This window comes from Novosphingobium indicum (assembly GCF_014645195.1).
In the GTDB taxonomy this organism is placed as follows: domain Bacteria; phylum Pseudomonadota; class Alphaproteobacteria; order Sphingomonadales; family Sphingomonadaceae; genus Novosphingobium; species Novosphingobium indicum.
Genome location: NZ_BMLK01000014.1, coordinates 49,759 through 76,181, shown reverse-complemented (window position 1 = coordinate 76,181; position 26,423 = coordinate 49,759). Strand labels below are relative to the sequence as shown.

Genomic DNA, 26,423 nt, shown 5'->3' with positions numbered 1-26,423 from the left:
CCGCGCGGCTACGCCGCTCGCAATGACGAAGGTTGGGTGATCAATAGCTGTCGTGCCCGTTTTCCTTTTAAATCAATTCCGCAGCGGCTTGCCGGTTTCCATCATGTGCTCGACCCGGGCGACGGAGCGCGGCTCGCGGACCAGCCGCATGAACGTTTCGCGTTCCAGCTTGAGCAATTCCTGCTCCCTCACGGTATCGAGCGGATCGGCATCGCCGCCCGTCAGCACCGCTGCCAGAGCGTCGGAAACGACCATGTCGTATTCGGTCGCCTTGCCCTGCTTGCGGAAGCCCTGCGCTGCCATGCTCAGCGCCTCGCGGCCGCTGGGCCCCGGCAGACGGAATTCCGGCGCTTCGGGCGGCGTGTAATCATCCACCAGCGAAAGCGCCTTCTGCTTGGCATCGTAGAGCAGACGGTCGCGGTTCATGGTGATCCCGTCGTCGGGGCGCAGGAACAGCATTTCCTTGGCCTGCGCGGCAGACTTGGAGACCGTGGCGGTCGAGACCGTCTCGAACACCTTGGCGACCAGCGGCATCGGCCCACGCGGCATCATCTTGGCATTGCGCGCGCGATCCAGCATCTCGCCATTGCCGCCCCAACCCGGCACGAGACCGACGCCGCATTCGACGAGGCCGGTGTAGAGCTCGGCATGGGCCTGGATCGCGTCACAGTGGAGCAGGATCTCGCACCCGCCGCCGACCGCGAGGCCGGCCGGGGCGCCCACGACCGGGAACGGCGCGTACTTAAGCCCCTTGTAGGCCATCTGCCCGCCCGCGACGAGCTTCTCGATCTCGCTGTAGGCAGCGATATTGAGCGCAAAGAGCGCAAGACCGAGGTTGGCACCCGCCGAGAAGCTGTCGGCGTCGGTATAGACGACCAGCGCCTTGTACTGCGACTGCACCAGCGGAATGGCCTTGACGATGAGCTTCATCACCTCGCCGTCGAGCGCATTCATCTTGCCGGTGAATTCAAGGCAGGCCACACCGTCGCCTACATCCCACAGCGCCGCGGAGCCGTTCTTGAGGAGCGGCTTGGAAGAGAGCTTCACATCGGCAAGGCGCAGCACACCTTCGGGGCGAACCACATCGTGGTATTCGCCGTCGAGCCCGAGGAACTGGCGCTTGCCATCCTCGATCCGGTAGAACGTACGCTCACCGGCAAGCTTGAGGATCTCCGGCACCGGCTGGCCTTCGGCTTCGAGCCGCTCGGTCAGATACCTGGCGCCGAGCGTGTCGATCATCTCGAAGGGACCGGCCTTCCAGTTGTAGCCGAGCTTCATCGCGTCATCGATGGCGACCACATCGGCGGCGGCCGACGGCACGAGGCTGGCGGCATAGGCCAGCGTCCCGCCAAGGACGGCCCAGGCGTAGGCGCCGATATCGCCCTTGCTCTCTACCAGCGCCTGCAGATCACCCTTCGCGGCGCGACCCGAAGGACCGCGGGGGCTGATCTTTTCGCGATATTCGCCGGTCTGCAAGTCGATGGCTTCCTTGCGGCGGCCCATCTCCTTGTTCAGGCGGTAGAATCCGCCCTTGCCCTTGCGACCGGTATAGCCGTCGGCGATCATTTTCTCGATCAGCGGCATGGTGCGCGCGATCGCGTGATAGGGATCGTCCTTGGGCAGCGTCGAGGTGAGGCTCGCCTGCAGGTGCGGCATCAGGTCGATGCCGACCAGATCGACAAGGCCGAAGATGCCGGTCTTGGGTACGCCCATCGGCTTGCCTACGATGGCATCGGCGAGTTCCACGGTCAGCCCCATGTCGAACGCGGCATTGATGCCGAGCTGGATCCAGTAGGTGCCGATGCGGTTGGCGATGAAGCCGGGGGTGTCGTTGGCCTGAACCACCGTCTTGCCCATCGCGACGTCGGCGAACTGCTCGACCTTCGCGGCGACAGCGGCGTCCGTATCGCGACCGGTGACGATCTCCAGCAGGCGCATGTAACGCGGCGGATTGAAGAAGTGCGTGATCAGGAAGTCGCGCTTGAACGCGTCCGAGCGTCCCTCCACGAGGTTGGCGAGCGGGATTGTCGATGTGTTCGACGAAACCGCCGTACCGTCGCGCTTCACCGCTTCGAGCTTGGCGTAGAGGCCCTGCTTGATGTCGAGCCGCTCGATCACCGCCTCGATCACCCAGTCGCACTCGGCGACCTTGTCGAGATGGTCTTCGATATTGCCGGTCTCGACCAGCCTGGCCGCGCTCTTGCTCATGAAGGGCGCAGGCTCGGTCTTGAGCATCTTCGCCACGGCGCCTTCGGCGATGGCGTTGCGATTGCTGCCTTCCTTGGGGACGATATCGAGCAGAACCACCGGCACGCCGGCATTGGCGACCTGCGCGGCGATGCCGGCACCCATGGTGCCCGCACCGATCACGCAGACCTTGCGGATCGTATCAGCCATCACACCGCCTCCAGCACGGTGGCAATGCCCTGTCCGCCGCCAATGCACTGGCTGGCGAGCGCATATTTGCCGCCTTCACGCTTGAGCAGTTCCGCCGCCTTGCCGACGATGCGCCCGCCGGTCGCGCCGAGCGGGTGACCGATGGCGATGGCGCCGCCGTCGATATTGGTCTTGACCGGATCGAGACCGAGATCCTTGATGCAGGCAATCGCCTGCGACGCGAAGGCCTCGTTCAGTTCGACAACGTCGAGATCGGCGGCGGTGATGCCGGCACGCTCCATCGCCTTCTGGCTGGAAATGATCGGGCCAAGGCCCATCGTCTCGGGCGCGCAGCCGCTGATGCTGACCGACTTGATCCGCGCCAGTATCGGCAGGTCGTGCTTGCGGGCATAGTCCTCGGTGGTCACGAGCACGGCGCTCGCGCCGTCCGTGAGCGGCGAAGAGGTGCCGGCAGTCACCGTGCCGTTGGCATCGAAGGCAGGCTTGAGGCCTGCCAAGTCCTCGGCCGTCGTGCCCGGACGGATCGCACCGTCTTCGCTGACGGTTCCGCCCTTGGTTTCGATCGGGACGATCTCGTCCGTGAACTTGCCGGCTTCGCGGGCCGCGGCGGCGCGCTTCTGGCTTTCGACGGCAAGCGCTTCCTGTTCGCTGCGGCTGATCTCATACTTGGCCGCGACATTCTCGGCGGTCTCGCCCATGCTCATGTAGACGGCGCTCTTCTTGGCCAGTGCCGGGTTGGGCATGGGGTTGAAGCCCATCATCGGCACCCGGCTCATCGATTCGACGCCAGCGCAGATGAACGCCTCGCCCGCGCCTAAGGCGATCTGGCCCATGGCGTAGTGAATGGCACTCATCGAAGAGCCGCAGAAACGGTTCACCGTCATGCCGCCCACCGAAATAGGCAGGTCCGCCAGCAAACCGATCAGGCGTGCGACATTGAGGCCCTGCTCGCCTTCGGGAAACGCACAACCCACGACGAGATCCTCGAGGTCAGCGGGATCGACACCGGTCTTTCCGATCAGCCCGCGAATCACCTGCGCGGTCAGGTCGTCGGGACGAACCCGCGCCAGAGCGCCCTTGTTTGCCAAATGAAACGGGGAACGGGCGTAGCCCGCGATCACGATGCTTTGCATGCATTCTCTCCATCCGCGGAAACGGCGCAGACATTCATGCGCCGGATCGTCGCTGTGCTCAAATTCTTCCCTATAGGTGCAATTCTTTCCCTATACGTCAAGCAAATTTTGGTCTAGGAACGCGACATCAGCCCCCGGCCGAGCATCCTCTTGCGATCGCTCCGGACCGGAAAAACAGGGGTCAAGGAGAGAGAAGATTGAAAGGTCGCTCATGACATTACGCAAACCCGCAGGCGCGGCTTTGGTTGCCGCTGCCGCGCTCGCAAACCCGGCTTTCGCGGCCAGCCCGGACTCCGTGCTGGGCAAGTGGCAGACGCCCACACGTCATAGCGTGGTGGAGATCTCCCGCTGCGGCGAATCGATCTGTGGAACACTGATCAATTCGGATGGCATTCGCGAAAATCCCGACCTGCGCGATGTGAACAACAAGGATGAAAGCAAGCGTTCGCGCCGCGTGAAGAGCTTGAAGATGCTCGGCGGTTTCGAGCGCGACGACGACAAGTGGACCAGCGGCTGGGTCTACAATGCGGAAGACGGAGGCACCTACAAGGCAACGATAACCCCCACAGGCACCAACACCCTCAAACTCAAGGGCTGCATCGTCTGGCCCCTGTGCAAGACGCAGACATGGACCCGGATGCCATGATCGTGCGTTGCACCCGATACGAATGACTTTGGGAGATACCAAAAAATGAAAAAGATTTACGGTCGCATACTTCTCTCCGGCACGGCCTCTGCCCTCGCCCTCGGCATGGCCGGAGCCGCCCATGCCCAGGCTTTCTACCTTCAGGAACAATCGGTCCGCGCACAGGGCCGCGCCTTTTCCGGTGAGGCCGCGGACACCGGTGTCGATTCCATCTGGTGGAACCCCGCTGCCATCGCCGGCATGGAAGGCGGCGAGGCTGCCGTGCATGCCAGCGCCATCCTGCCGAGCGGCAAGGTTTCTGACCAGGGTACGGTCATCGTCCGCCCGGGCCAGGCGCCCGCTTCGGTCGGCGGCGATCCGGTTGAGAAAAACCCGATCAACAACGGCCTTCTGCCCTCCGGCGCGGTCGCCTATGGCTTCGGCAAGGTCGCGGTCGGCCTCGCGGTCACTTCGCCCTATTCGTTCACCACGAACTACTCGGCTGACAGCTGGGCCCGCTACACGGCGGACAAGACCAAGCTGCGCACCATCGACATCCAGCCGACGGTCGCCGTGGAACTGTCCCCGGGCCTGAAGCTCGGCGCTGGCCTCAACATCGAATATGCCGACGCGACGCTCAGCAACGCGCTGCCCAACCTCTCGCCGCTGCTGGCAGACGGTCACCAGAAGCTCTCGGGCAACGGCTGGGATTTAGGCTGGTCGGTCGGTGCGCAGTACCACACCGGTCCGCTGTCGCTCGGCCTCTCTTACAAGTCGAGCGTCGAGCACACGCTGAAAGGTGAAGTGGAAACAACCGGCCTGCTCGGACCGCTCGCGGGCCAGAACGGCACTATCGCCACCAAGGCCAGGTTCTCCACCCCCTGGCAGGCCGTGGGCAGCATCCGCTACCGTGCCACCGACAAGCTGACTCTCAACGGCCAGGTCGTGCGCTACGGCTGGAGCGAGTTCGACAGCATCGATCTGGGCGACCCGCTCAATGTGTCGATTCCGGAGAACTACAAGAACAGCTGGAGCTACGCCGTCGGCGCCGATTACATGGTGAGCCCGCAGTGGACGGTCCGCGCCGGTGTGCAATACGCCGGAACGCCGACCCGCGACGGCGAGCGTGACGCGCGCGTGCCGGACTCGGATCGCTGGAACTTCTCGGCCGGCACCAGCTATGCCGTCAGCGACGCCTTCACCGTCGATGCGGCGGCCTCGTACATCTCGTTCAAGGACGCCTCGATCGACCGCACAACGGCTGCCTACGCCGGCACGCCGGTACAAACGCCGATCCTGGTGGACGGCACGCTCACAGACGCATCCGCGCTGGTCTTTTCGCTCGGCGCCCGGGTGAAGTTCTGATGAGCGGCGCGGCGACGATCGGCGGTAGCGACCGTCCGGCATCCTCCTCCTCCCATCAGCCGGAAGAGATGCCGCCGATCGCGCCGCGATTACTTACCGATCTGCTCGACCACGCGGTCGAGCGGCACGGGAAGTGGCCGGCCGTGGATTTCATGGGCCGGCAATGGACTTATGCCGAGATCGGCGAGCTGGCGCGCAAGGCGGCGCGGGGCCTGCAGGATCTCGGCGTAACCAAGGGTACCCGGGTCGGCCTGTGCCTGCCCAATACGCCCTACTACGTCGTATGCTACTTCGCGATCCTGCGGGTCGGCGGCGTCGTGGTGAATTTCAACCCGCTCTACACCGAGCGCGAAATGGCCCACCTCGTCGAGGATTCGGGCGCCGAGGTGATGATCACCTCCGACCTTGCGCTTTCGCTGCCCAAGGTAACGCCGCTGGTCGGCACGGCGAACCTGAAGCGCGTGGTGGTGTGCCCGTTCGCGGATGCCCTGCCCGGCATGAAGCGCCGCGCCTTCCTGCTGTTCAAGCGCAAGGACATCGTCGAGGAGCCGCATGATCTGCGCTTCGTGCGCTTCCTCGACCTGATCGAGCGGGAGGACGATCCCGATCCGGTCGAGCGCGATCCCGACGATCTGGCGGTGCTGCAATATACCGGCGGCACCACCGGCGTGCCCAAGGGCGCCATGCTCACCCACGCCAACCTCGCGGCCAATTCGGCGCAGATGATTTCCCATGTCGGCCACATGCCCGACGAGCAGGAGCGCACGCTGGGCGTGCTGCCGCTGTTCCACGTCTTCGCGCTGACGACGGTGCTCAACTACTCGGTCGATACCGCTGCGGAGATGATCCTGCTGCCGCGCTTCGAGATGAAGTCGTTCCTCGCGACCGCGCGGCGTACCAAGCCGACGCAGTTCTTCGGCGTGCCCACGCTCTACACGGCGCTCAACCACCAGGACCTCAACGGCGAGTTCGACAGCGTGCGCGTCTGCATTTCCGGCGGCGCCCCGCTGCCGCTGGAAGTGCGCAAGGCTTTCGAAGAACGCACCGGCGTGCGTGTGGTCGAGGGCTATGGCCTCTCCGAGGCGAGCCCGATCATCGCCTGCAATCCGCTCGAAGGCACCGTCAAGGACAACTCCTGCGGCCCGCCCTTCCCCGGCACGGCGCTGGAAATCCGCGACCCCGACGAGCCCACCCGCCTGTGCCAGCAGGGCGAAAAGGGCGAGGTATGCGCGCGCGGCCCGCAAGTGATGAAAGGCTACTGGAACCGACCCGAGGAATCGGCCCGCACTTTCATCTACGGCGCGCTGCGCACGGGAGACATTGGCTATCTCGACGAAGACGGATATCTCTTCCTCGTCGACAGGATCAAGGACATGATCCTGTGCGGGGGCTACAACGTCTATCCGAGGATCATCGAGGAAGCCATCTACGAGCATCCGATGGTCGCCGAGGCCGCCGTGATCGGTGTGCCCGACGAATATCGCGGCCAGTCCCCCAAGGCATTCGTGACTCTGCACGAGGGGGACATCTTGAGCGAAGAACATCTGCTGGACTTCCTGCGCGAGCGGCTGAGCAAGATCGAAATGCCGAGCGCCATCGAATTTCGCGACAGCCTGCCCAAGACCATGGTCGGCAAGCTTTCCAAGAAGGAACTGGCCGCAGAGGAAGCCGCGCGCAGGGAAGCGGGACAGGGCGCGTGAGCGAAGGCGCCGCCGCTTCACCTTCGGCCACCCCTGCCCCGGACAACCCGCAAATGCTGGGCATCCAGGATGCGGCGAAGATGCTGGGCGTCACCATGCGCACCTTGCGCTTCTATGAGGACAAGGGCCTGATCGCGCCGCAGCGGGTCGGCACGACGCGCATCTATTCGCGGCGCGAAATCGGCCGGATGCAGCTGATCCTGCGGGGCAAGCGGCTTGGCTTCTCGATTCGCGAGATCAAGGAATTCCTCGACCTCTACGAGGTCGATCCCGAGCATGTGGAACAGGTGCGCACGCTGCGCGTCAAAGTGAACAAGCGGATCGGGGAACTGCGCCAGCAAAAGCGTGCGATCGAGCAGACGCTGGAAGAATTGCTCGTCATCGACCAGCAGGCCCAGGACTGGCTGAACGACGCTCCCGCCACCGAGGCCAACGGCAAGGACATGACCCGTGACTGATCCCCGACAGGCCGCCGTGGAGGAGCTGCACGAACTTCTCGCCATCGAGGAAATCGACACCGATTTCTACCGCGGCCCGGCCGCTGCGGAAGGGCCCGGGCGCGTGTTCGGGGGACAAGTTGTCGCCCAAGCCCTCTCCGCCGCAGCCCAGTCCATGCCCGAAGGTAAACAGGCCCATTCGCTCCACGCCTATTTCCTGCGCGCCGGGGATACGACCCGCCCCATCATCTACCGCGTGTTGCGCGACTTCGATGGCGGCAGCTTCGCCAACCGCCGCGTGGTGGCGATGCAGGGTGGTCTGCCCATCCTCAATCTCGCCGCCTCATTCCACCGCCCTGAGGAGGGCTTTACCCACGCGGCGAACATGCCCGACGTGCCGGGTCCGGAAGCCTGTCCCGACTTCGTCAGCGCGCTTGGGGCCTCTGGGCAATCCATACCCGCCGCAATGCTGGACAGGCTGGCAGCGTTCGATGTGCGCCCCGGGCCGCCCTCGCCCGACGGGCACGGCACGGGGATGCCCAGCCAGTTCCTCTGGTTCCGCCTCGCCCGGCCGATGGATTCCGAAGACCCCGCCATGCAGCGCATCGTCCTCGCTTACGCCAGCGACTTCGCACTGGTGACGACGGCGGTCGTTCCGCATCCGGTCAGCTTCTTCTCGCCCAAGCTTCAGGTCGCCAGCCTCGACCATGCCGTGTGGTTCCATGCGACGCCGCAAGTGGGCGACTGGCTGCTCTATGCCATGGACAGCCCCTGGGCCGGCCATGCACGCGGTTTCGCCAGAGGCTCTATCTTCGACCGTGCGGGTAACCTTGTCGCCAGCATCGCGCAGGAAGGCCTGTGCCGCGTGGTCGACGCCAAAAAGAACTGACCCCGGCAGCCGAAACCCACCCCAAAATCCGCGTTTCCTTCAAGTCATTCTTGATAATGCAACTTACTCGCATTACACGGTCGCCGCAGCAAGGGGATCGGTTATGCAACTCAGCCACTTCATCAAAAGCGCCCGCGTGGCGCCTAGCAGGCGCGACCGGAAGCTGTGACGGACACCCTGCTCCTGACGGCCGCCTGCATCGGTTCCATCGGCGGCGTGGCAACGCTGCGCTACGCCTGGGCTCAGCCCCGACGCTCGAACGTGTTGAATGCGGCAAGCTGGCTGCTTCTCCTCACCGCGACCATTCTCGCGTGGGACACGGCAGGCGCCTGGGGGGTATCGATTGCGTCCCTCGCCGCTATGACGGCAGCGTTCGTTGCGCTGGGCTGGGCCGCCGCGACATCGGCTCCGGCAAAGCAGAAGGCCTCCAACCGGCGCGTGCGGATGCTGCCCGAACAGGGTGAGCCGCTCCGCATCGGCGCCCGGATCACCACGTTCCTGCTGGTCGCCATCGTAGCCGCTCTGCTGTCGGTGGCCTTGGCCATCGCCATCGGTCACGCCGCGCGGCTGGGCGGATGGAGCGAGGCGAACAGCACGGTCGTGGCCTTGGCGAGCATGCCGCTGATCTGGGCGGTGCTCGCTTTCTTCATGACCATGCAGACGCGCCGCAGCGCCCAGATCCAGGTGCTCGCGCTGGCCGGGCTGCCTGTCGTGCCGATATTGGCTCTCGGAGTTCTGTCATGAGCGCAAGCCCGGAACCTTCGACCGTCAAACGCGCGCTCGCGAGCCACGCGGCTGTCGGGCTGATTGCAGGCGCCCTGCTCTACCTTATCTGCCTGACCGGCACGGCAGCCGTCTTCTACGCCGAACTGCAGCGCATCGAACAGCCCGACGCGCCCGAGATGGCCCATGTCGCGCCGCAATCGGTGCAGCGCGCGGTGGAAGCCGTCCTTGCCAGCGAGAAGCCGACGACCGAACACCTCTACGTTCACCTTCCCGCCCACGATCTGCCGCGCACCACGATCACGACCGACAATCAGGCCGTGCACGTAAATGCAGACGGCACGCTTGCAGGACCGGAAGAGATCGCCTGGTCGGACTTTCTGGTCGCGCTCCACTATGCCCTCAACGTGCCGGGGATCGTCGGCGTCGCCGTAGTCGGCGCGCTGGGTGCCATGATCCTGACGCTGGCGATTTCGGGCGTCGTTGCGCATCCGCGCATCTTTCGGGATGCCTTTCGCCTGCGGGCCCGCGATCCCGGCGGGATCGGCCTCGCCGACTGGCACAACCGCCTCAGCGTCTGGACGCTACCCTTCTCCATTGCGATTGCCCTGACCGGCGCGATCATCGGCCTTGGCTCGCTCACCGCCTATGGACTGGCCAATGTCTATCACGATGGCGACGTGGAAGCCGTCTATGCGCCGATCTTCGGACAGGAAGGCGAGGAGGACATGTCTCCCGGCCCGGTTCCCAATGTCGCCCGCGCGCTGGACTACATGCAGGCGCACTACCCCGCCGTCACGCCAACCTACGTCTTCGTCCACGAACCGATGACGCAGGGACAGGCGGTCCAGATCTGGGCCAAGCATCCGCGTCGCCTGATCTTCGCCGAATATTACCACTTCGATGCCAGGGGGGCCTTTCAGGGCACCTCCGGCCTGTCCGACGGCGAGACCGGCAAGCAATTCGCCGCCTCGCTCTACGACCTGCATTTCGGCACCTTCGGAGGCCTGACGGTCAAGCTCGCCTACGTGCTATTCGGTGCCGCGCTCACCGCGATCTGCGCGACCGGGATCTACATCTGGCTCGGCAAGCGCCGGCGCCGCGGCCACGACGAACCGCGCCTGTACAAAGCCTGGGATGCCGTCGTGTGGGGATCGCCGCTTGTGCTGGTCCTGACGCTCGTCATGCGGCTTGCGCTGGGTAACGCCGTTCCCTTCGTTCCCGTGTTCTGGATCGGGTTCGCGCTGATCGTTGCCATGGCCCTGCTGCCTTTCGCACCCGAACGCTTTCGGCGGTGGCTGCTGGGCCTTCTGGGCATGGCCTGCGGCGCCGCGGTGCTCCTCGCGATCTGACCGCCAGAGCGCCTCCGCAGCCGGGGTAGCGCGAAGAGATCGACATTGGCCGCACCATCGATATCTTCGCGCCCTCCCCTCGCGAACGCCCGGTTCGCAATTTCTGCGGAGTAGAGACCCGATGCGAACAGCGGCTCTTCGATTGATGGCAGGCGCGGCGCTCCTGTTTCCCTTACAGGTCGCCCATGCCGCCGAGGACATGCCCTCGGCCGAGGTCATGGCCTTCCAGCGCGAGATGATCACGCTCGACACGCATCTGGACACGCCCGAATCCGTCGATCGCCCCGGCTGGTCGATCATGGAGCGGCACGACATGCGCGAGGACTACACGCAGGTCGATCTGCCCCGCATGAAGGACGGCGAACTGGATGGCGGTTTCTGGGCCATCTACACGCCGCAAGGCCCGCTGGGCGCAGAGCACTACGCGAAGGTACGCGACTTCGCGGTGCTGCGGGGCCTGTCGATCCGGCTGATGATTGCCGCGAACCCCGAGCAGTTCGCACTGGCTCTGACAGCGGACGATGCCGCGCGCATCAATGCCGAAGGCAAGCGCATCGTCTACATGAGCATCGAGAACGCCTACCCGCTGGGCGAGGATGTCTCGATGCTCGACCTGTTCTACAAGATGGGCGTGCGCGAGACGGGCTTCGCCCACTTCGGCAACAACCAGTTCGCCGACAGCTCGACCGATCCGGACGGAGCCAAGTGGCACGGGCTCAGCCCGCTCGGAGAGAAACTGCTCGCCGCAGCCAACCGGCTGGGCATGATCATCGACGGCTCGCATTCGAGCGACGAGGTGCTCGACCAGCTGATTGCAAAGTCGACCACCCCGGTCGTGCTCTCGCACTCGGGCTGCAAGGCAATCTTCGATCATCCGCGCAACGTCGATGATGACCGCCTGCGTGCGCTCGCGGCCAAGGGTGGGGTCATCCAGATCAACAGCTACGGGGGCTATCTCCGCGCCCGCAGTCCCAATCCCGAACGCGCCGCAGCCTACAGGGCGCTTTCCACCGAGATGGGCGAGGAGGCGACCATGACCGCCGAGCAATGGGAAGTGCTTCTCGCCAGGCGGCGCGAAATCGACGCTCGCTATCCCGACACCGACCGCGCCACGTTCGATGACTTCATGAAGCACCTGCTTCATGCACTCGATGTCGTCGGCCCGGACCATGTCGGCATCGGCATGGACTGGGATGGCGGCGGCGGTGTGGTCGGGCTGGAAGACGTCAGCGATCTTCCCCGGATTACCGCAGCCCTGCTCGACGCCGGCTACAGCAAGGAAGACATCGCCAAGATCTGGGGCGGCAATGTGCTGCGCGTCATGCGTACGGTCGAGGCCTCAGCGGAGCGCTGACGCCGGTCAGGGCGCCAGATCGCCAAGCGCATCGCGCAGCGGCTGCAGCCAGGCCTCGTAGGGCTTCCACGCATCGACCCCGGCGCGCGAGATCGGCTGGCGGACCTGTTCCGAACTGGCCGTGCGCACCGCGCGATCGGTCTTGTGGAAGTCCATACAGGCCTGATCGAACGGCACGCCGATATAGTCGAGCATGCGCCGCACCTGCCCTTCGAGATCGTCGATCACGTCCTCGTGCTGAACCCGCAGCACCTTGCCAGGAAGCACCGCATCCCAGTGGTCCATCAGCTTCACGTAGTCGGCATAGTAGCGGCCGACTTGCTCCAGACCGTAGGTAAACTCCTGCCCTTCGGCGAAGAGCTGCTTGAAGCCCGAGAAGCAGCAGTCCATCGGCGTGCGGCGGGCATCGATGATCCTGGCATTGGGCAGGATCAGGTGGATCAGGCCGATGTGCCGGAAGTTGTTGGGCATCTTGTCGATGAACAGCGGCGCGCCCTGACGGTGGATGCTGGTGCTCTCGATGTAGCCCTTGCCCATGCCCGCGAGCTGTTCGCCAGTCAGGTCGTGCAGGATCTGCGGATAGCGTGACTCCCCCGCCCGGCGCCCGCGCAGCCGGTGGGCCAGCGCCAGAATGTCGGGCAGTTCCAGCGTGCCATCGATCATCGGATGCGAGGCGAGGATCTGCTCGAGCAGCGTTGATCCCGCGCGCGGCAGGCCGACGATGAAGATCGGATCGGGCGCGGGATGGCCGTTTCCGGCGTTCTTCTCGAAAAGTTCGTCGGTGCAATGCTGCGCCTGCGCCGCCAGTTCCTCGCTCATGCGGTCGGCGTCGTAGCGGGTCTGCCGGCGCTTGAGGGCATTGCCTTCATCGTAATAACGGAAGGCCTGCGCATAGTCACCCGCATCCTCGCTGGCCTTGGCCATCGCGAAAGTCAGGTGGACGCGGTCCATGAACGCCAGATCGCTGCAGCCAAGCTGGGTGCGCATAGCTTCGAGGTCGGCGGGATCGAAGCGCCATGTCTTGAGATTGGCGAGCGCATACCAGGCATCGCCGTGATCGGCCTTCGCGGCAATCGCAGCGCGATAGGCGGCAACGGCCTCGTCCCCGCCCCGCGCGGTCTTGAGCGCATGGCCCTTGCTGGTCAGCGTGGCCGGATCGCCCGGTACCTTGTGCAGCACCTTGTCGAACAGGGCAAAGGCCCGCTCGTAGTCGCCCGTCTGCATCGCCTCGATGGCAAGGTGCGAGGCGAACAGCGGGTTTTCCGGATCGCGCGCATAGAGCGCCTCGGCCTGTTTGAGCGCGCGAGCGAACTTCTGCCGCTTGCGCAATGTCTGGATGTAGTCGAGCCGCAACTGCATATTATCGGGCGCGAAAGCCACCGCGCTTTCGAGCAGGAATTCGGCATCGTCGAGCACGCCCAGCCGGCTGCCGATTTCCGCCAGCAGGCGCATGCCCTCTACATCGCGAGGATGCTGACGCAGGTAGTGGCGACAGATTTCCTCGGCGCGCAGCAGGCGGCCTTCGTGCAGATGATTGGACACGGCGAGCAGTTCGCGCGGCAATGCGGAAACCCGTTCGGCCTGCGCCCGTGCCGTGGCGGCTTCGGCTGGGCGACCGGTCTGCGCATAGAGATCAACCTGCGCGCGCCAGCTGGCCTCGAGCACCGGATTGTAGCGCACGGCCCGGGCATAGGCGGCTAGTGCGCGTTCGACCTGGCCCTGCGCCCGCGCCAGATGGCCGCGTTCCTGCCAGCACCGCCCGTACTCGGGCATTACCGCGCCCAGCCGATCGAGACACTCGGAGGCTTCCTTGAACCGCTCCAGATAGCGGCAGGCGACGGCGGCCAGATAGAGCGCCTCGGCATTCTCCGGCTCCTGCGCGAGGATCGCCTGCGCACCGGCATGGGCATCTTCGAACCTGCCTCCCCGCAGGGCATCCTGTGCAGCGGCGAGCGTCTCACCCTCGGGGCGCGTCTGATCTGGATCGGCCATCGTTCTTCCTTGCCGCAAACGGGAAGCGGCAGGCAAGGCCCCCCGACCCTGCCTGCCGCCCGATTTTCGTCAGCGTGACGAATGTACCGGCTTAGTAATGCCAGCCCACACGCATACCGACCGTGAGCGGACGGTTGGTGGTGATGCGGGCACGGTCGTAGTAGAAGTTGCCCGAGACCTGCGCGCGCTTGTCGGTCAGGTTCTCACCGTAGACCTCGAAGCTCCACTGGTCCTTCTTGATGCCGGCCGACAGCGAGAACGTCGTGTAGCTGTCGAGCTTCAGACGGTTGATGTCGATGATGTCGGTGTACTTCGAACCCGAGTACACAGCCTGCGGCATCACGTGCGCGACCATGCCGGAATCGCCCAGATCCCATTCGTAACGCACGCGCAGGTTGCCCTGGAACTTCGGCGCATAGGCAAGGCTGGAGCCCTTGGTCACGTCGTTCGTCGGCGTCAGCACCTTGGTGATCTTGGTGTTGAGGAACGAGAACGCGCCTGCAACCGTCAGACCCGGCACGGCGTAGGGTGCGAAAGTAAAGTCACCCTCGACACCGAAGATGCGCGCATCGGCCGCGTTGTCCGAGAAGAACAGGTTGACGATGCTCGTGTCGAAGATCGTCGTCTGCAGGTTCGAGATGTCGACGTAGTAGGCGCTACCATTGAAGCGCACCTGACGGTCGAAACCTTCGGTCTTCCAGCCGAACTCGTAGTTCTTCACTTCGTCGGTATCGAGCGCGAAGGGCACCGTGAAGTTGCCCGACGGCGCGACGGCACCACCCGGACGGTTGAGCAGACCCGGCCGGAAACCTTCCGAATAGGTCATGTACAGCATCACGTCTTCGACCGGCTTGAAGGTAACCGTGCCCTTGAAGATCGTGCCGCTGGTCTTCGCCTTGTCCGGAGCGGACAGGGCGTTGAACACCTGGGTCGCCTGGGCCTGGCTCAGGCCGGCAGCCATGATGTCGTCGATGCTGTCGCCCTGATTGAAGGTCTGACGCAGGTCGGGGTTGCACGAACCGATGAAGGTGTACTGGCCATCGCCGTCGTAGAGATCGGAGATGTTGGTGCCGAACGCGTCCTGGTCGCTGCCGTAGGAGTTACAGAACGAGGAGTTCGCGCTACCGGCCAGATCGACCTTCACGTCGTAGTAACGCGCGCCGAGAGTCAGCGTCAGCACGTCGGGAACGACGTCGAAGGACGCTTCACCGAACAGACCGAACTGCTCGTCGGTGCGCTTCACGTCGTTGCGGAAGATGCCGCCCGGCGGGAACGGCCCCGCATCGCTCTGCCACGCGCCCGGGAACGGATAGTTGTCCGGGAAGCCGTTGAGGCCGAACAGGTCGATGTACTGGCTGCCGGGATAGATGAAGTCGTTACGCTCTTCGAGCGTCAGCTTCGAGTAGAAGCCGCCAGCAGTGACGCGCCAGCGGTTTTCCTGCGGCGTGCTGAAACGCAGTTCCTGCGTGAACTGCTGCGTCTCGCTGTGCGAGGTCACGTAGAGGTTCGGAGCCTGGCAGGTACCCGAAGGATCGGCCGAGCCCGGGTACGACACCGAACCGTCGCATATGTAGTACGGCAGGTACTGACCCACGAAGAGATAGTCGGTGTAGTCGACCTTCTGGTCGGTGCGGCGGTCGGTGTAGGCGCCGGTGTAGACCACATCGAGCATCGCCAGACGGCCCTCGACGGTCCATGCGGTGTTCGAGAAATCGTCCTCGAGACGGTCATCCTCGAAACGCTGGACCGACAGATCGTCGAGCCCCAGTTCCGGATCGGCGAAGAAGACACCGTCCGATTCCACGCTCTGCCGGCTGTGGGCGACCGTGACCTTCCAGTCCGGGTTGATTTCCCACAGCGCGCTGACGCGGAAGCCGGCATACTGGGTGTCGTTGAAGTCCTTCTGGACCAGACCGGTGTTGTCCGCGGCAATGAAGTTGACGTTGGACAGGTCGGCACCAGCCTGGAAACCGGCGCGCTGCGAGCTGACGGGAACGCCATTGTCGCGGATGGTGCCAGCCGGACGGAAGCGCGCGCTTTCAGCAGCGGTGCGGGTGCCATGGACATTGTCGATGTAACCGCCCCGGTCGTCGAGATAGACGACGCCGCGCACGGCCAGCGTATCGCTGACGGGCACGTTGAGCATGACTTCGCCCTTGTAGCTCGGCTCGCCCTTCCTGGTGAAGGACACGCCCGCCTTGGCCGACGCGTCGAAGCCGGCAAGGTCGGGCTTGTTGGTGATCAGGCGAACCACGCCGGCCTGCGAGCTGGCGCCGAACAGCGTGCCCTGCGGACCGGCGAGAACCTCGATGCGCTCAAGGTCGGCGGCATAGACGTCGAGGTTGCGGCCCGGCTGCGAAAGCGGCTGCTCGTCGAGGTACATGGCGACGTTGGGCGCGAGACCGGCGACACCGGCCGTCGTCAGGTTCGGCGTCGTCGAGGCGAGGCCGCGAATGTAAATGGTGCTCTGGCCCGGGCCCGAACCGCCGGCCGTCAGGCTCGGCAGCTGCTCGAGATAATCGTCGAAGGTATCGACGCCCAGGTTGTCGAGTTCCTCACCGCCGAGCGCGTTGACCGACAGCGGAACGTCCTGCAAGTTTTCGGTGCGCTTGGTCGCGGTCACGACGATTTCGACGACACCGCCCTTGCGTTCTGCCGGTGCGGCATCCTGCGCGTGGGCGGTGCCGGTCGCGGCGATAGCGATTGCCAGCGCGCCGATCGACGCGCCGCTGCAATGCTTGAACATGTTCTCTTCCCCTGTGTTGACTACGGGATGCGCCTGACGCGCACGCGCCAGACGGCGCTTCGACGTTGCCGAAACGCTCTAGATACAGAGCCTGGAAACGAGTCCAACCCCGGCTCGACGCGCCCGTTAAACAATCAATTTCAAAAGCGCCAGCCCGTCATTGGTGTGATGCGACATGAAATTTGAGACGTTGCATAATCACAACACCCAACATATTCACCTATAGAAATCCGCACCATCCACATAATGTCATTTCTGATTAGGATTTACTCATTCACAACTCATTTTCTGTATTTGATTATTATTTCAAATAACAAATAAAGCCGCAGTAACAAAAGCGTCATTTTCTTGGGGTCTCATCGGGATGGCAAGTCAATCCAACAATGCAGCAAGTCCCGTTGCGGACTTCAAACCGACCGTATTCTTCGGAGCCATCGCTGCGATAGGGGCGCTGATGGCGTTTGCGCTGCTCAACGCCGATGTCGCGGCCGAGCGATTTGACCAGATACAATCGTTTGCCACACACAACTTCGGCTGGCTGCTGGTCGGAACGGCCAACATCATCCTGATTTTGTGTGCCTATCTCGCGTTCACCCGGCTGGGCGACATCAGGCTGGGCGGTCCGACTGCACGGCCCGCCTATGCCGCAACCAGTTGGTTCGCAATGCTGTTCAGCGCCGGAATGGGTATCGGCCTGCTGTTCTACGGTGTGGCCGAACCGGTCCTGCACTTTTCGAACCCGCCGATTTCCGCCTTCTCCGACCCCGGCGCCACCCTGCCGCAAGGCCTCGCGCGCAATGCACAGCACGCCATGGGGCTGACATATCTGCACTGGGGCCTGCACGCCTGGGCCATCTATGCCGTGATCGGCCTCGGCCTCGCGTTCGTGGCCTACAACAAGGGGCTGACCCTCAGCATCAGCTCTTTCCTTCGTGCTGCTTTCCCCCGCGTACCGATCTGGCTCGTGGACGCGATCGACGTGCTCGCCATAACCGCCACCGTCTGCGGCGTTGCCGCCTCGCTCGGCTTCGGCGCCTCTCAGATCAATGCCGGGCTGGAATTGCTGTTCGGCGTGCCCGAGACCGGCCTCGTCAAGGCGATCATCATTGTCGTCGTCACCGGGCTTGCCACGCTGTCGGTGGCGCTCGGGCTGGACGTCGGTATCAAACGGCTGTCCGAAGCGAACATGGCACTCGCCGTGGGCCTTGCCCTGTTCGTGCTTATCGCGGGCCCGACCGTCTACCTGCTCGACAGCTTCATCCAGAACCTGGGCTACTACGCGCAGCGCTTCATCTATCTTTCGACCTGGACGGAAAGCTATACCAGCGAGGACTGGCAGAGTTCGTGGACGCTGTTCTATTATGCCTGGTGGATCAGCTGGTCGCCGTTTGTCGGCATCTTCATCGCCCGCATTTCCTATGGCCGCACGATCCGCGAGTTCATCGCCGGCGTGCTGCTGGTGCCGAGCCTCTTCACCTTCGCGTGGATGACCATCTTCGGCGACAGCGCCCTGCACATCGAGCTGTTCGGCGCGGGCGGGCTGTCCGAGGCGGTGAACGTCTCGATGCCGGACGCGCTTTTCGCCTTCCTCCATCACTTCCCGCTCAGCCAGATCATGTCCGGGCTGGCGGTCGTGATCGTCGCGACCTTCTTCGTGACCTCGGCGGATTCCGGCGCGCTGGTGACGGCAATGATCGCTTCGGGCGGCCACCACGAAGCCCGCTTCGTGCCGCGCGTGACCTGGGCCATATCGATCGGTGCCCTGTCCGGAGCGCTGCTCTATGCCGGCGGCCTACAGGCGTTGCAGACGGCGGCAATCGTTACCGGGCTACCCTTCGCGCTCGTGCTGCTCGCCATGTGCTACGGATTGATCAAGATGCTCCGCGCCCATGCAGCGCATCCGCCTGCGCCAGCCGAGCCGAAGGGGCAGCCTGACGAAAGCCCTGCCTAACGGCTAACGAGGATGAAAGGCGCCCAGATCGCGGGATGGACGCTCCCCGGCACGTCCTTGTCGTCGATCAGGTCGAGAATGGCCGACCGCAAGGCTTCGGCACGGCTCTTTCCACGCGCATTGCCGCGCACGGTAGCGACCGAGAGGCGCGCCGCCGCATCGTCGCGCACCTGCCAGTGCGAGAGCAGCAGCGACTTGGCTCCGGCATAGAGGAAGGCATGGGCAAGCCCCGTATAGGCGGGCGCTGCCTGCGTCGTTCCCGCCGCCGTGTTGCAGGCCGAAAGCACCACGAAATTGGCCGAGATATCCAGATCGGCGATCTCCCCCGCCGTCAGCAAGCCGTCGTCGTTGTCCTCAGCCTGTTCGGGAGGCGTCAGGACCAGTGCCGGTTCCTTCAAGCCGTGCAGTTCGCCGGCGATGAGGCCGTGCGTGGCAAAGGCCAGCACGGAATAGCGGGTAAGGTCCATCCGCTTCACAGCCCCCTCGCGTGCCGCGTTTCCGGTGAGCAGCCGGGACCGGGCATCCGGGAAAGCGGCGTACATGCGCCGCAGTTCCTCGAGCGTTCCCGGCAAGGCGGGCAGGTCGCGCACCGCGGCCAGATCGACCTCGCCATTGCGGAACAGTCCCGCCAGTTCGAGCGCAGGCGCGGCATTTCCGGAAAGAGAAGGCGCACCGATCCCGGCAAACGCGGGATACCTGTCGACGGCTTCTTCCGGGCTACCCACCGCGCCCAGCGATACCGGAACCTCCACGCTCATGTCACGGATCAGCCAGTGCGCCTTGCGCATGCTGCCGTCTGCATCGGGCTCACGCGTGACCAGTAGCGAGAACGGCACCTGCGCAAGGGCATCGGCGGCATCGACATAGAGGTGCTTCACCCGCTTTGCCTTTGCCCGGAAGGCCTCGGGAAACAGATCGCGATACAGCGCGTACGAGGCTGCCAGATCGAAAGGCGGAAGGTCCTTCTGGTTCGAGAGCAGCGCATCGTCGATCGATGCGCGGATCGCGGCCACGCGCGAACGGATGTCGGGCCGAGCGCTGGTGCTGGTGGCCGCCTGCACACCATCCGGCGTGACCAGCATCAGGGTCGTGCGCAGCCGCGACGGGAGCGCCAGCAGCACCGCATCGCCGCGCGACAACCGCGCCTGCACATCTTCCAGAGGCAGCGGACGGCTCGTGTTGAGGCGCTCGAAGCCCGGCACGGCCGCAGCCAACTGCGCGCGTCCCTGTTCGATTGCCGCGCTCGTCTCGTCCATGTCGCGCCGGACCGCTTCAGCTGCTTCGGTCTTGCCCTTGGCGAGCAGTTGCGTGAGCTGGACGTTGAGGGTGCGCATATGGCGCTGGCGGTCCTGCAAATCGCGGACGAGTTCCGCCGCATCGCTGCCCTGCCCGGCAGCCTTGCGCAGCGCGACCTGCCCGCTCGCCTGCGCGACGCTGTTGTAGGAAGCCAGCTGGAAATAGCGGAAGGCATCGGCGGGGTGCCCGGCATCCACTGCCGCTTCGGCCGCGCGCGCGAAAGTATCGTAATAACTGTTCACCGAAGCGCCGAGGTCAGGCGCTTCGGCTGCTTCGTACATCCGGGGCACCAGCGCATCGGCCGCTCTGGCGACACGCGCGTAGCCTTCATCGCGGTCGCCTGCACGGATCTCGGAACCGCCGAGAAAAATTTCCGTGCGCAGTATCAGCGTCTGATCCGCGCCATCATGCCCGGTGAGGATCTGCAGGGCCTCGCGGTAGAGCGGCAGAGCCCCGGCATCATCCCCGTGCCGCTCGGTAGCCATCGCCGTCGCCATCGCCATTTGCGACAGGACCTGATGGCCGGGTGGCAGAACCTCGCGCGCGATGGCGAGACCTTCGCGCGCGATCTTCAGCGATTCCGCGTCCTGACCGGCTTCGGCGGCGTAATTGGCGGCATTGAGGTAGTCGCGGACCTGTTCAGGCGGCGCGCTGCCGTCGTGCTTGCCCATCGAGGCGAGCGTCAGCGCCTTGGCTTCCTCGAAACGGCCCAGGATCGCCTGCGCCTTCGCCAGCACCGAGCGTGCCTCGGCGGTCAGACGGTTGGACTTGCCCATCGTCGCGGCAAGTTCGTCGATAGCCGGCCGGATCACCTCGATGGCCTCCGAAGCCCGTCCGCCGTTGACCAGTGCCTTGCCGAGCACGCCGCGCACGAACCCGGTGTAGGGGTGTCCGGGATGGTAGCGGTTGACCAGATCCACCCCTTGCTGCGCGAACCGGATCGCCTCTTCCGGCCGTCCGGCGGCAGACACGATCCCGGCAGCGGAAGCGAGGGTAATGAACAGTTCGGGATCGTTCGGCGCGGTACTGGCGAGCCGCATCCGGGCGCCGCGCTCGATGTTGTCCGCCGCTTCTTCCAGCAAGCCGCGTTCGTAAAGCGCATTGCCGAGGTTGAAATAGTTGGGCGCCAGCCGGTTGTCGTCCGCCCCGTAGAGCTTCTTGCGGATTGCCAGAGACCGCCGCTGCATCGCCACATCGCGTTCGGCATGCCCCTGCGCGCTGAGCATGACGCCGAGGTTGGTGAGCGTTTCGGACATCATGTCCGTCGCCCCCAGCCCGGCCTCTTCCAGCACAGCGACAGCGTGCTCCATCTCCGCCTGCCCCTGGTCGGGTCGGCCGCGGTAGTAGAAAGTGTCGGCAATCCGGTTGTAGGCGCGGGCACGCAGCAGGGCATCGGGCTTGGCAGCGCCTTCTTCCAGCGCGAGCACCTTGCGCCAGGCCGCCTCGGTCTCTGCGGGCTGGCCGCTGGGATCGGACGCTTCGGCCTTCGCGATGGCCGACGCCATGGCTTCGCCGGGGCCGGTTGCAGCCATTGCCTGCCAACTTGCAGCGGCGAGCACCGGCGCTGTCGCCAGCAGCATCGCACGCCGTATCGCCCTGAATCGCATTGCCTTTGCCCCTTCCCCCGAATGGCAAACTCATAAACCATGCATCGACACGGGCAACAGCAAGCCGAAGTGATCGCCATCTTGATCCCGTCACAATTAGCAAACACACTGCTCGCGTACGATGACAGAGCCCTCTTCCAATCCAGCCCGCCATGGTCTGACGCAGAGCGATGCCGAAGCGCGCCTTGCGGCGGACGGTCCCAACGAACTTTCCAGCGCCAAGAAGCGCTCGATCCTAGCGGTTGCGGCAGGTGTCCTGCGCGAGCCCATGCTGCTGTTCCTGCTGGGAGCGGGCGCGATCTATCTGGTGCTGGGCGAGCTGCACGATGCCCTGATCCTGATGGCCTTTGCCGGGCTGACCATCGTCATTGCCGTGGTTCAGGAAGCCCGCACCGAAAAAGCCATCGATGCCTTGCGCGATCTCTCGATGCCGCAAGCCCTAGTCATCCGCGATGGCCGACGCCAGTCGATCCGCTCGCGCGATGTCGTTCGCGGCGACCTGCTGGTCCTGAGCGAAGGCGGACGCGTGGCGGCAGACGGCTGGGTCATCGAAGCCGACACGCTGCAGGCGGACGAAGCGATCCTGACCGGCGAATCCGTCGCCGTGACCAAAGCCGCGCTCAAAGGGGAAGAACCGAACGAAGCGCCGGTGCCCGGCGGCGACGGCATTCCCTATGCCTATTCGGGCACGCTGGTCGTGCGCGGTGCCGGGCTGCTGCGGGTCGCGGGCACAGGGCCACGCACCCGCATTGGGGCTATCGGCCAGTCGCTTTCGACGCTGGGCAATGAAACGCCGCGCCTGACCCTGCAGACCCGCAAGCTGGTGCGCTGGTTCGCCGCCGGTGGGATCGGCGTCAGCGTGCTCGCGATCCTGCTCTACGGCTTCCTGAGAGGCAGCTGGGTCGATGCGCTGCTTTCCGGCATCGCGCTCGCCATGTCGCTGCTGCCCGAGGAACTGCCGGTAGTCCTCACGCTGTTCATGACCATGGGCGCGCTGCGCATGTCCCGTTCGCGCGTGCTGGCAAGGCGCGGGACGGCCATCGAGACGCTGGGCGCAGCAACAGTGCTGTGCACCGACAAGACCGGCACGCTCACGCAGAACCGCATGCAGGTGGAGGAAATGCGGCTACCCGGCGGGGAAGCCTTCCGCCCCGGCGAGGACGGCGTTACCTTTCCCGAACCTTTTCGCGATCTGGCCCGCGCGGGCATTCTCGCCTGCCCCGAAGAGCCCTTCGATCCGATGGAGAAGGCCTTTCATCAGCTCGACAGCGCCTTTCCGAACGTCGAGCTGAAAGACCGCCAGGACGAAGGCTGGACCCTCCACCACCACTACCCGCTGGCTCCCGAACTGCTGGCCATGACCCACGTCTGGACCAGCAACGAACAGGACGGGAAGCTGGTCGCCGCCAAGGGCGCGCCTGAAGCGATTGCCGAACTGTGCGGTCTGGACGGCGCAGAGCGGCACGCGATGGAAGCCTCCGTCGCCGAAATGGCCGAACGCGGCCTGCGCATCCTTGGCGTCGCCCAGGGCCGCTGGGAGGACGGTGAATTGCCCGAAAGCCAGCGCCAGTTCGACTTCGCCTTCGCCGGGCTCGTCGGTCTGGCCGATCCGTTACGCGAAAGCGTGCCCGAGGCCGTGCGCACATTGCAGGGCGCGGGCATCCGGGTGGTGATGATCACCGGCGACTATCCCGCGACCGCGCGGGCCATCGCAGCGAAAGCCGGTATCGCCGAAGGCGGTACTCTGACCGGTGACGAAATCGAGGCGCTCGGCGACGAAGACCTCGCCGCACAGATCGGCACGATAGCTGTGTTCGCCCGCGTCATGCCCGAACAGAAGCTGCGCATCGTGCGCGCGCTCAAGGCGGCGGGCGAAGTGGTCGCGATGACCGGCGACGGTGTGAACGATGCCCCCTCGCTCAAGGCCGCGCACATCGGCGTCGCCATGGGCCAGCGCGGCACCGATGTCGCGCGCGAAGCCTCTTCGCTTGTCCTGCTGGACGACGACTTCAAGTCGATCCCCGTCGCCGTGCAGCTCGGGCGCCGGATCTACGACAACATCCGCAAGGCGACCGAGTTCATCTTCGCCGTGCACCTGCCCATCGGCGGTCTTGCCATTGCCCCCTTGCTGACCGGATGGCCGATCATCCTCGGCCCGGTGCACATCGCGCTGCTGGAAATGATCATCGACCCGATCTGCTCGCTCTCGTTCGAGGCCGAGCCCGAAGAGGCGGACATCATGCGCCGCGAGCCGCGCGATCCGGAAAGCCCGCTGGTCACGCGCGCGCTGCTCAAGTGGTCGGTACTACAAGGCGGCCTCGCGCTTGTCTTCCTCGTGGCGCTGGCGGCCTGGACGCATTTCTCCGGCATGGAGGACGAGCTGTTCCGCGCGACCTGCTTTGCCGGACTGATCTGCACGGTTCTGGTGCTGGTCTTCATCAACCGCTCCTTCCGCATCGGCAAGGGGCCGCATCGCACAGGCCATAACCTGACGTTCTTCGTGATCCTGGGCGTCACCGGCGCGATCTACGCCTCACTCTTCCTGATCCAGCCGGTGGCAGACCTGTTTCACTTCGCCGTGCTGGATATGCGCGGCATCGCTGCCGTCAGCGTCATGGTCGTCGCCCTCGCTTCTGTTCTGGCCTTGGCGAAGCGCCACTATGGCAGAGGGATCGCGCGCTAGGGCGGATCGACATTCAGAAGATGGCGAACCGAAAATAGTGTTTTTCCGGGCCCCGGAGCGCAGCGTACTTTTGGCACGTGAGCACCGGAAGCACGAAAAAGCACCATTTGCAGGCCGTCAGGGCTGAATGTCGATCCGACTTAAAAGCTCAGTGCCCGTGCAGATAAATCGTGTAGGCACTCAGCAGATAGACCGCCAGCAGCGCCAAGCCGATCCAGCTGATCACGCCGAAGAAGCGGTTTCCCGGTCGGTACAGCAGCGCGACGATCAGGATGCCTGCCATGATCGAGCCCGCGAAAGCCGTCACCGCATGCGCCGGGGATACCGCCGCGAACAGCGAACCGTGGCCATAGGCAAGATCGTCGATAGCGATCACGAGAATGGCGAACAGGTTGCTGCCCAACAGGTTACCGATCGCCATGTCGGCCGAGCCCAGCCGCAGCGCCATGATCGTCACGACCAGTTCGGGAATGGATGTCGCCGCCGCCACGAACAGGGTTCCGACGAACGATGTCTGCCACCCCATGGCAGCCGCCACGTCCAGACCGGCGAAAGGCAGCCATGCCCCGGCCCCGGCAACGACCAGCGCCGCCAGAACGTATTGCTGGATGGAGCGCCCCAGCGTCTCGCCTTCGACAATGGCGGCCGGCTCCTTGGCAACCGCCCGGGGGCGGTTTTCGTAGTGGAACGCCGCGCGCATCGCGATCAGGTACAGCAGCAGAAGCAGCGGCGAATAGAGGCTGACATGACCGATCTTGAAGTCGAAGCCCTCGCGCACGACGAGAACCAATGCGCCGACGAAACCGATCAGGATCACGCCGAAACCCGCTGTGAGAATGTGCCCCTGATCGACCCGGCGCCACACCGGCTCACCGCGCGATAGCGCATCGAGAATGACCAGCATGACAAGGTTGAACAGGCAACTGCCCAGCGCGTCACCCATCGCGATGTTCGGGGCGTTGGCCAGAGCAACCGAACTGATCCCGGTATAGAGCTCAGGCAGCGAGGTCGCCGTGGCCAGCAGGATCAGGCCGGCCCAGCCCTGCGACATGCCGGAAAGCCGGGCGATCGCGTGAGCGCTGCGAGTGAGAGAGGGGCCGGCAATGGCGATCACCGCCATGCATGCGAGAAACTGAAGCCAGGCGACCACCATTCACACAGCATACCCGATCGGAGGTTTCAGGATAGCGTCAGCGGGCACAAATCAGTTTCCCCGCCCAAACGAAAAGACGCCCGGCTTCGCGGGGCCGGGCGTCCAAAGTGCGGCTAGGGCGCCGCGTTTTTCTGACTGTGGGTAGGTCAGAAACCAGCAGAGAGCGAGAACACGACGGTCGATCCGGCGATCGACGAACCGTTCTTGCTCGAAGAGAAGTTCGGCTGCAGGTAGGCCGTTTCCGACTTCGTCAGATCGGTGTCGATATAGGCCACGCCGAACGTGAGCGGACCAAGCGCGTATTCGGCGCCCAGGCTCCAGTCCATGTACTTGCCGGTCGGCGCCGGGCTGGTGCCCCAGGGGCCAAGGCCCGGGTTACCGTCGGAAAAGCCGATGTGACCGCTGATGGTCAGCGGCGTTTCGGGGACGGCAATGCTGGCGTCGGTCCAGATGTAGAGGTTGTCGCCCTTGTCACCCGGGTTGTCGTAAGTGGCCGAAGCGGCGCTGTTGTACCAGGTGCCCAGAGCTTCCTGCTTCGGGGCATAGGCAACGCCGACGAGAACGTTGGCCGGGCCGATGTCGCTCGACAGCTTCACGTAGGGCTCGGCGAAATCGGTCGTGTCGAGGCCGCCCGGGAACATGTACCAGGTCACACCGACGTCGAGGTTGATGCCGCTGCCGATGTCGGTCGCGAAACCACCGTAGATGTCGAGTTCCATGTTGGAACCGCCGAAGGTACCCCAGCCCGAGAGGTTCGAAGCCCAGGTGCCGATGTAGAAGCCGCTTTCGTGCGCGACGTCGATACCACCCTGGATCGCCATTTCCTTGTCGGTCATGGAGACGCCACGGAAGCGGTAGTCGGTGACCAGCGTGGCACTACCGGAAATCGTAATGGATTCGGGGATGTCCTGCGCCGAAGCGGGAGCAGCAAACGCGAGGCAGGCCGCGGCGAGACCTGCGGCACCTGCAAGCAGACGAGTTTTCATATGTGGAACGCCCTCATGTTGATGTGATTATTCA

General features: G+C 64.6%; 17 protein-coding genes. 10 read left to right on the top strand and 7 right to left on the bottom strand.

All coding sequences use genetic code 11. From position 1 onward, the window contains the following. Positions 1-72: 72 nt before the first annotated feature. The gene (locus tag IEX64_RS15160) at positions 73-2,397 is read right to left on the bottom strand and encodes a 3-hydroxyacyl-CoA dehydrogenase/enoyl-CoA hydratase family protein (RefSeq protein WP_188820847.1); all 2,325 of its coding nucleotides are present in this window, start codon (positions 2,395-2,397) and stop codon (positions 73-75) included. Then, positions 2,397-3,530 carry a thiolase family protein gene (locus tag IEX64_RS15155; RefSeq protein ID WP_188820845.1) on the bottom strand — a complete coding sequence of 378 codons (1,134 nt, stop codon included), beginning with the start codon at positions 3,528-3,530 and terminating at the stop codon, positions 2,397-2,399. Before IEX64_RS15155 ends, IEX64_RS15160 begins: the two co-directional genes overlap by 1 nt. Positions 3,531-3,741: 211 nt before the next feature. Between IEX64_RS15155 and IEX64_RS15150 the strand changes: the two genes are divergently transcribed. The 8 genes from IEX64_RS15150 (at position 3,742) to IEX64_RS15115 (ending at position 11,975) form a co-directional block, all read left to right on the top strand. Then, the gene (locus IEX64_RS15150) at positions 3,742-4,176 is read left to right on the top strand and encodes a DUF2147 domain-containing protein (RefSeq protein ID WP_188820843.1); all 435 of its coding nucleotides are present in this window, start codon (positions 3,742-3,744) and stop codon (positions 4,174-4,176) included. 45 nt (positions 4,177-4,221) lie between these two features. Next, on the top strand, positions 4,222-5,520 hold the full coding sequence (locus IEX64_RS15145; protein ID WP_188820841.1) for an OmpP1/FadL family transporter: 1,299 nt from the start codon (positions 4,222-4,224) through the stop codon (positions 5,518-5,520). After that, on the top strand, positions 5,520-7,220 hold the full coding sequence (locus IEX64_RS15140) for a long-chain-fatty-acid--CoA ligase (protein ID WP_188820839.1): 1,701 nt from the start codon (positions 5,520-5,522) through the stop codon (positions 7,218-7,220). Before IEX64_RS15145 ends, IEX64_RS15140 begins: the two co-directional genes overlap by 1 nt. A gap of 53 nt (positions 7,221-7,273) precedes the next feature. After that, positions 7,274-7,678 carry a MerR family transcriptional regulator gene (locus tag IEX64_RS15135; protein ID WP_188820964.1) on the top strand — a complete coding sequence of 135 codons (405 nt, stop codon included), beginning with the start codon at positions 7,274-7,276 and terminating at the stop codon, positions 7,676-7,678. Continuing rightward, on the top strand, positions 7,671-8,546 hold the full coding sequence (locus IEX64_RS15130) for an acyl-CoA thioesterase (protein WP_188820837.1): 876 nt from the start codon (positions 7,671-7,673) through the stop codon (positions 8,544-8,546). The genes IEX64_RS15135 and IEX64_RS15130 overlap by 8 nt, the downstream gene beginning before the upstream one ends. Positions 8,547-8,711: 165 nt before the next feature. Continuing rightward, the gene (locus IEX64_RS15125; protein WP_188820835.1) at positions 8,712-9,290 is read left to right on the top strand and encodes a hypothetical protein; all 579 of its coding nucleotides are present in this window, start codon (positions 8,712-8,714) and stop codon (positions 9,288-9,290) included. Continuing rightward, positions 9,287-10,621, top strand: a complete 1,335-nt coding sequence (locus IEX64_RS15120) for a PepSY-associated TM helix domain-containing protein (protein WP_188820834.1) — start codon at positions 9,287-9,289, stop codon at positions 10,619-10,621. The genes IEX64_RS15125 and IEX64_RS15120 overlap by 4 nt, the downstream gene beginning before the upstream one ends. A gap of 121 nt (positions 10,622-10,742) precedes the next feature. After that, positions 10,743-11,975 (top strand): dipeptidase, encoded by a 1,233-nt coding sequence (locus IEX64_RS15115; RefSeq protein WP_188820832.1) that lies wholly within the window; start codon positions 10,743-10,745, stop codon positions 11,973-11,975. 6 nt (positions 11,976-11,981) lie between these two features. Here IEX64_RS15115 and IEX64_RS15110 read toward each other — a convergent pair whose 3' ends face one another. Both IEX64_RS15110 and IEX64_RS15105 read right to left on the bottom strand, forming a co-directional pair. Then, positions 11,982-13,967: a tetratricopeptide repeat-containing sulfotransferase family protein gene (locus IEX64_RS15110; protein WP_188820830.1), complete on the bottom strand. Its 1,986-nt coding sequence runs from the start codon at positions 13,965-13,967 to the stop codon at positions 11,982-11,984. 91 nt (positions 13,968-14,058) lie between these two features. After that, positions 14,059-16,713: a TonB-dependent receptor gene (locus IEX64_RS15105; RefSeq protein ID WP_188820828.1), complete on the bottom strand. Its 2,655-nt coding sequence runs from the start codon at positions 16,711-16,713 to the stop codon at positions 14,059-14,061. 364 nt (positions 16,714-17,077) lie between these two features. On the opposite strand from IEX64_RS15105, the gene IEX64_RS15100 reads away from it, so the two are divergent. Then, entirely contained in the window at positions 17,078-18,664 is a 1,587-nt protein-coding gene (locus IEX64_RS15100; RefSeq protein ID WP_188820826.1) for a BCCT family transporter, read from the top strand. On the opposite strand, the gene IEX64_RS15095 is transcribed toward IEX64_RS15100, so the two are convergent. Beyond that, entirely contained in the window at positions 18,661-21,540 is a 2,880-nt protein-coding gene (locus IEX64_RS15095) for a CHAT domain-containing tetratricopeptide repeat protein (protein ID WP_188820824.1), read from the bottom strand. The two genes, IEX64_RS15100 and IEX64_RS15095, sit on opposite strands and share 4 nt — an antisense overlap. A 148-nt stretch (positions 21,541-21,688) precedes the next feature. Between IEX64_RS15095 and IEX64_RS15090 the strand changes: the two genes are divergently transcribed. Then, positions 21,689-24,250 carry a cation-translocating P-type ATPase gene (locus tag IEX64_RS15090; RefSeq protein ID WP_188820822.1) on the top strand — a complete coding sequence of 854 codons (2,562 nt, stop codon included), beginning with the start codon at positions 21,689-21,691 and terminating at the stop codon, positions 24,248-24,250. A gap of 148 nt (positions 24,251-24,398) precedes the next feature. Here the strand turns inward: IEX64_RS15090 and IEX64_RS15085 are convergent, their stop codons facing one another. Then, on the bottom strand, positions 24,399-25,403 hold the full coding sequence (locus tag IEX64_RS15085; protein ID WP_188820820.1) for a sodium:calcium antiporter: 1,005 nt from the start codon (positions 25,401-25,403) through the stop codon (positions 24,399-24,401). Between the two features lie 146 nt (positions 25,404-25,549). Next, positions 25,550-26,389, bottom strand: a complete 840-nt coding sequence (locus IEX64_RS15080; protein ID WP_188820818.1) for a TorF family putative porin — start codon at positions 26,387-26,389, stop codon at positions 25,550-25,552. Between the last annotated feature and the right edge of the window lie 34 nt (positions 26,390-26,423).

Excerpts from the sequence above, each read along its gene's own strand:
- IEX64_RS15160 (WP_188820847.1), bottom strand. The coding sequence starts at position 2,397 with ATGGCTGATACGATCCGCAAGGTCTGCGTGATCGGTGCGGGCACCATG.
- IEX64_RS15155 (WP_188820845.1), bottom strand. The coding sequence starts at position 3,530 with ATGCAAAGCATCGTGATCGCGGGCTACGCCCGTTCCCCGTTTCATTTG.
- IEX64_RS15150 (WP_188820843.1), top strand. The coding sequence starts at position 3,742 with ATGACATTACGCAAACCCGCAGGCGCGGCTTTGGTTGCCGCTGCCGCG.
- IEX64_RS15145 (WP_188820841.1), top strand. The coding sequence starts at position 4,222 with ATGAAAAAGATTTACGGTCGCATACTTCTCTCCGGCACGGCCTCTGCC.
- IEX64_RS15140 (WP_188820839.1), top strand. The coding sequence starts at position 5,520 with ATGAGCGGCGCGGCGACGATCGGCGGTAGCGACCGTCCGGCATCCTCC.
- IEX64_RS15135 (WP_188820964.1), top strand. The coding sequence starts at position 7,274 with ATGCTGGGCATCCAGGATGCGGCGAAGATGCTGGGCGTCACCATGCGC.
- IEX64_RS15120 (WP_188820834.1), top strand. The coding sequence starts at position 9,287 with ATGAGCGCAAGCCCGGAACCTTCGACCGTCAAACGCGCGCTCGCGAGC.
- IEX64_RS15115 (WP_188820832.1), top strand. The coding sequence starts at position 10,743 with ATGCGAACAGCGGCTCTTCGATTGATGGCAGGCGCGGCGCTCCTGTTT.
- IEX64_RS15110 (WP_188820830.1), bottom strand. The coding sequence starts at position 13,967 with ATGGCCGATCCAGATCAGACGCGCCCCGAGGGTGAGACGCTCGCCGCT.
- IEX64_RS15105 (WP_188820828.1), bottom strand. The coding sequence starts at position 16,713 with ATGTTCAAGCATTGCAGCGGCGCGTCGATCGGCGCGCTGGCAATCGCT.
- IEX64_RS15100 (WP_188820826.1), top strand. The coding sequence starts at position 17,078 with ATGGCAAGTCAATCCAACAATGCAGCAAGTCCCGTTGCGGACTTCAAA.
- IEX64_RS15095 (WP_188820824.1), bottom strand. The coding sequence starts at position 21,540 with ATGCTGCTGGCGACAGCGCCGGTGCTCGCCGCTGCAAGTTGGCAGGCA.
- IEX64_RS15090 (WP_188820822.1), top strand. The coding sequence starts at position 21,689 with ATGACAGAGCCCTCTTCCAATCCAGCCCGCCATGGTCTGACGCAGAGC.
- IEX64_RS15085 (WP_188820820.1), bottom strand. The coding sequence starts at position 25,403 with ATGGTGGTCGCCTGGCTTCAGTTTCTCGCATGCATGGCGGTGATCGCC.
- IEX64_RS15080 (WP_188820818.1), bottom strand. The coding sequence starts at position 26,389 with ATGAAAACTCGTCTGCTTGCAGGTGCCGCAGGTCTCGCCGCGGCCTGC.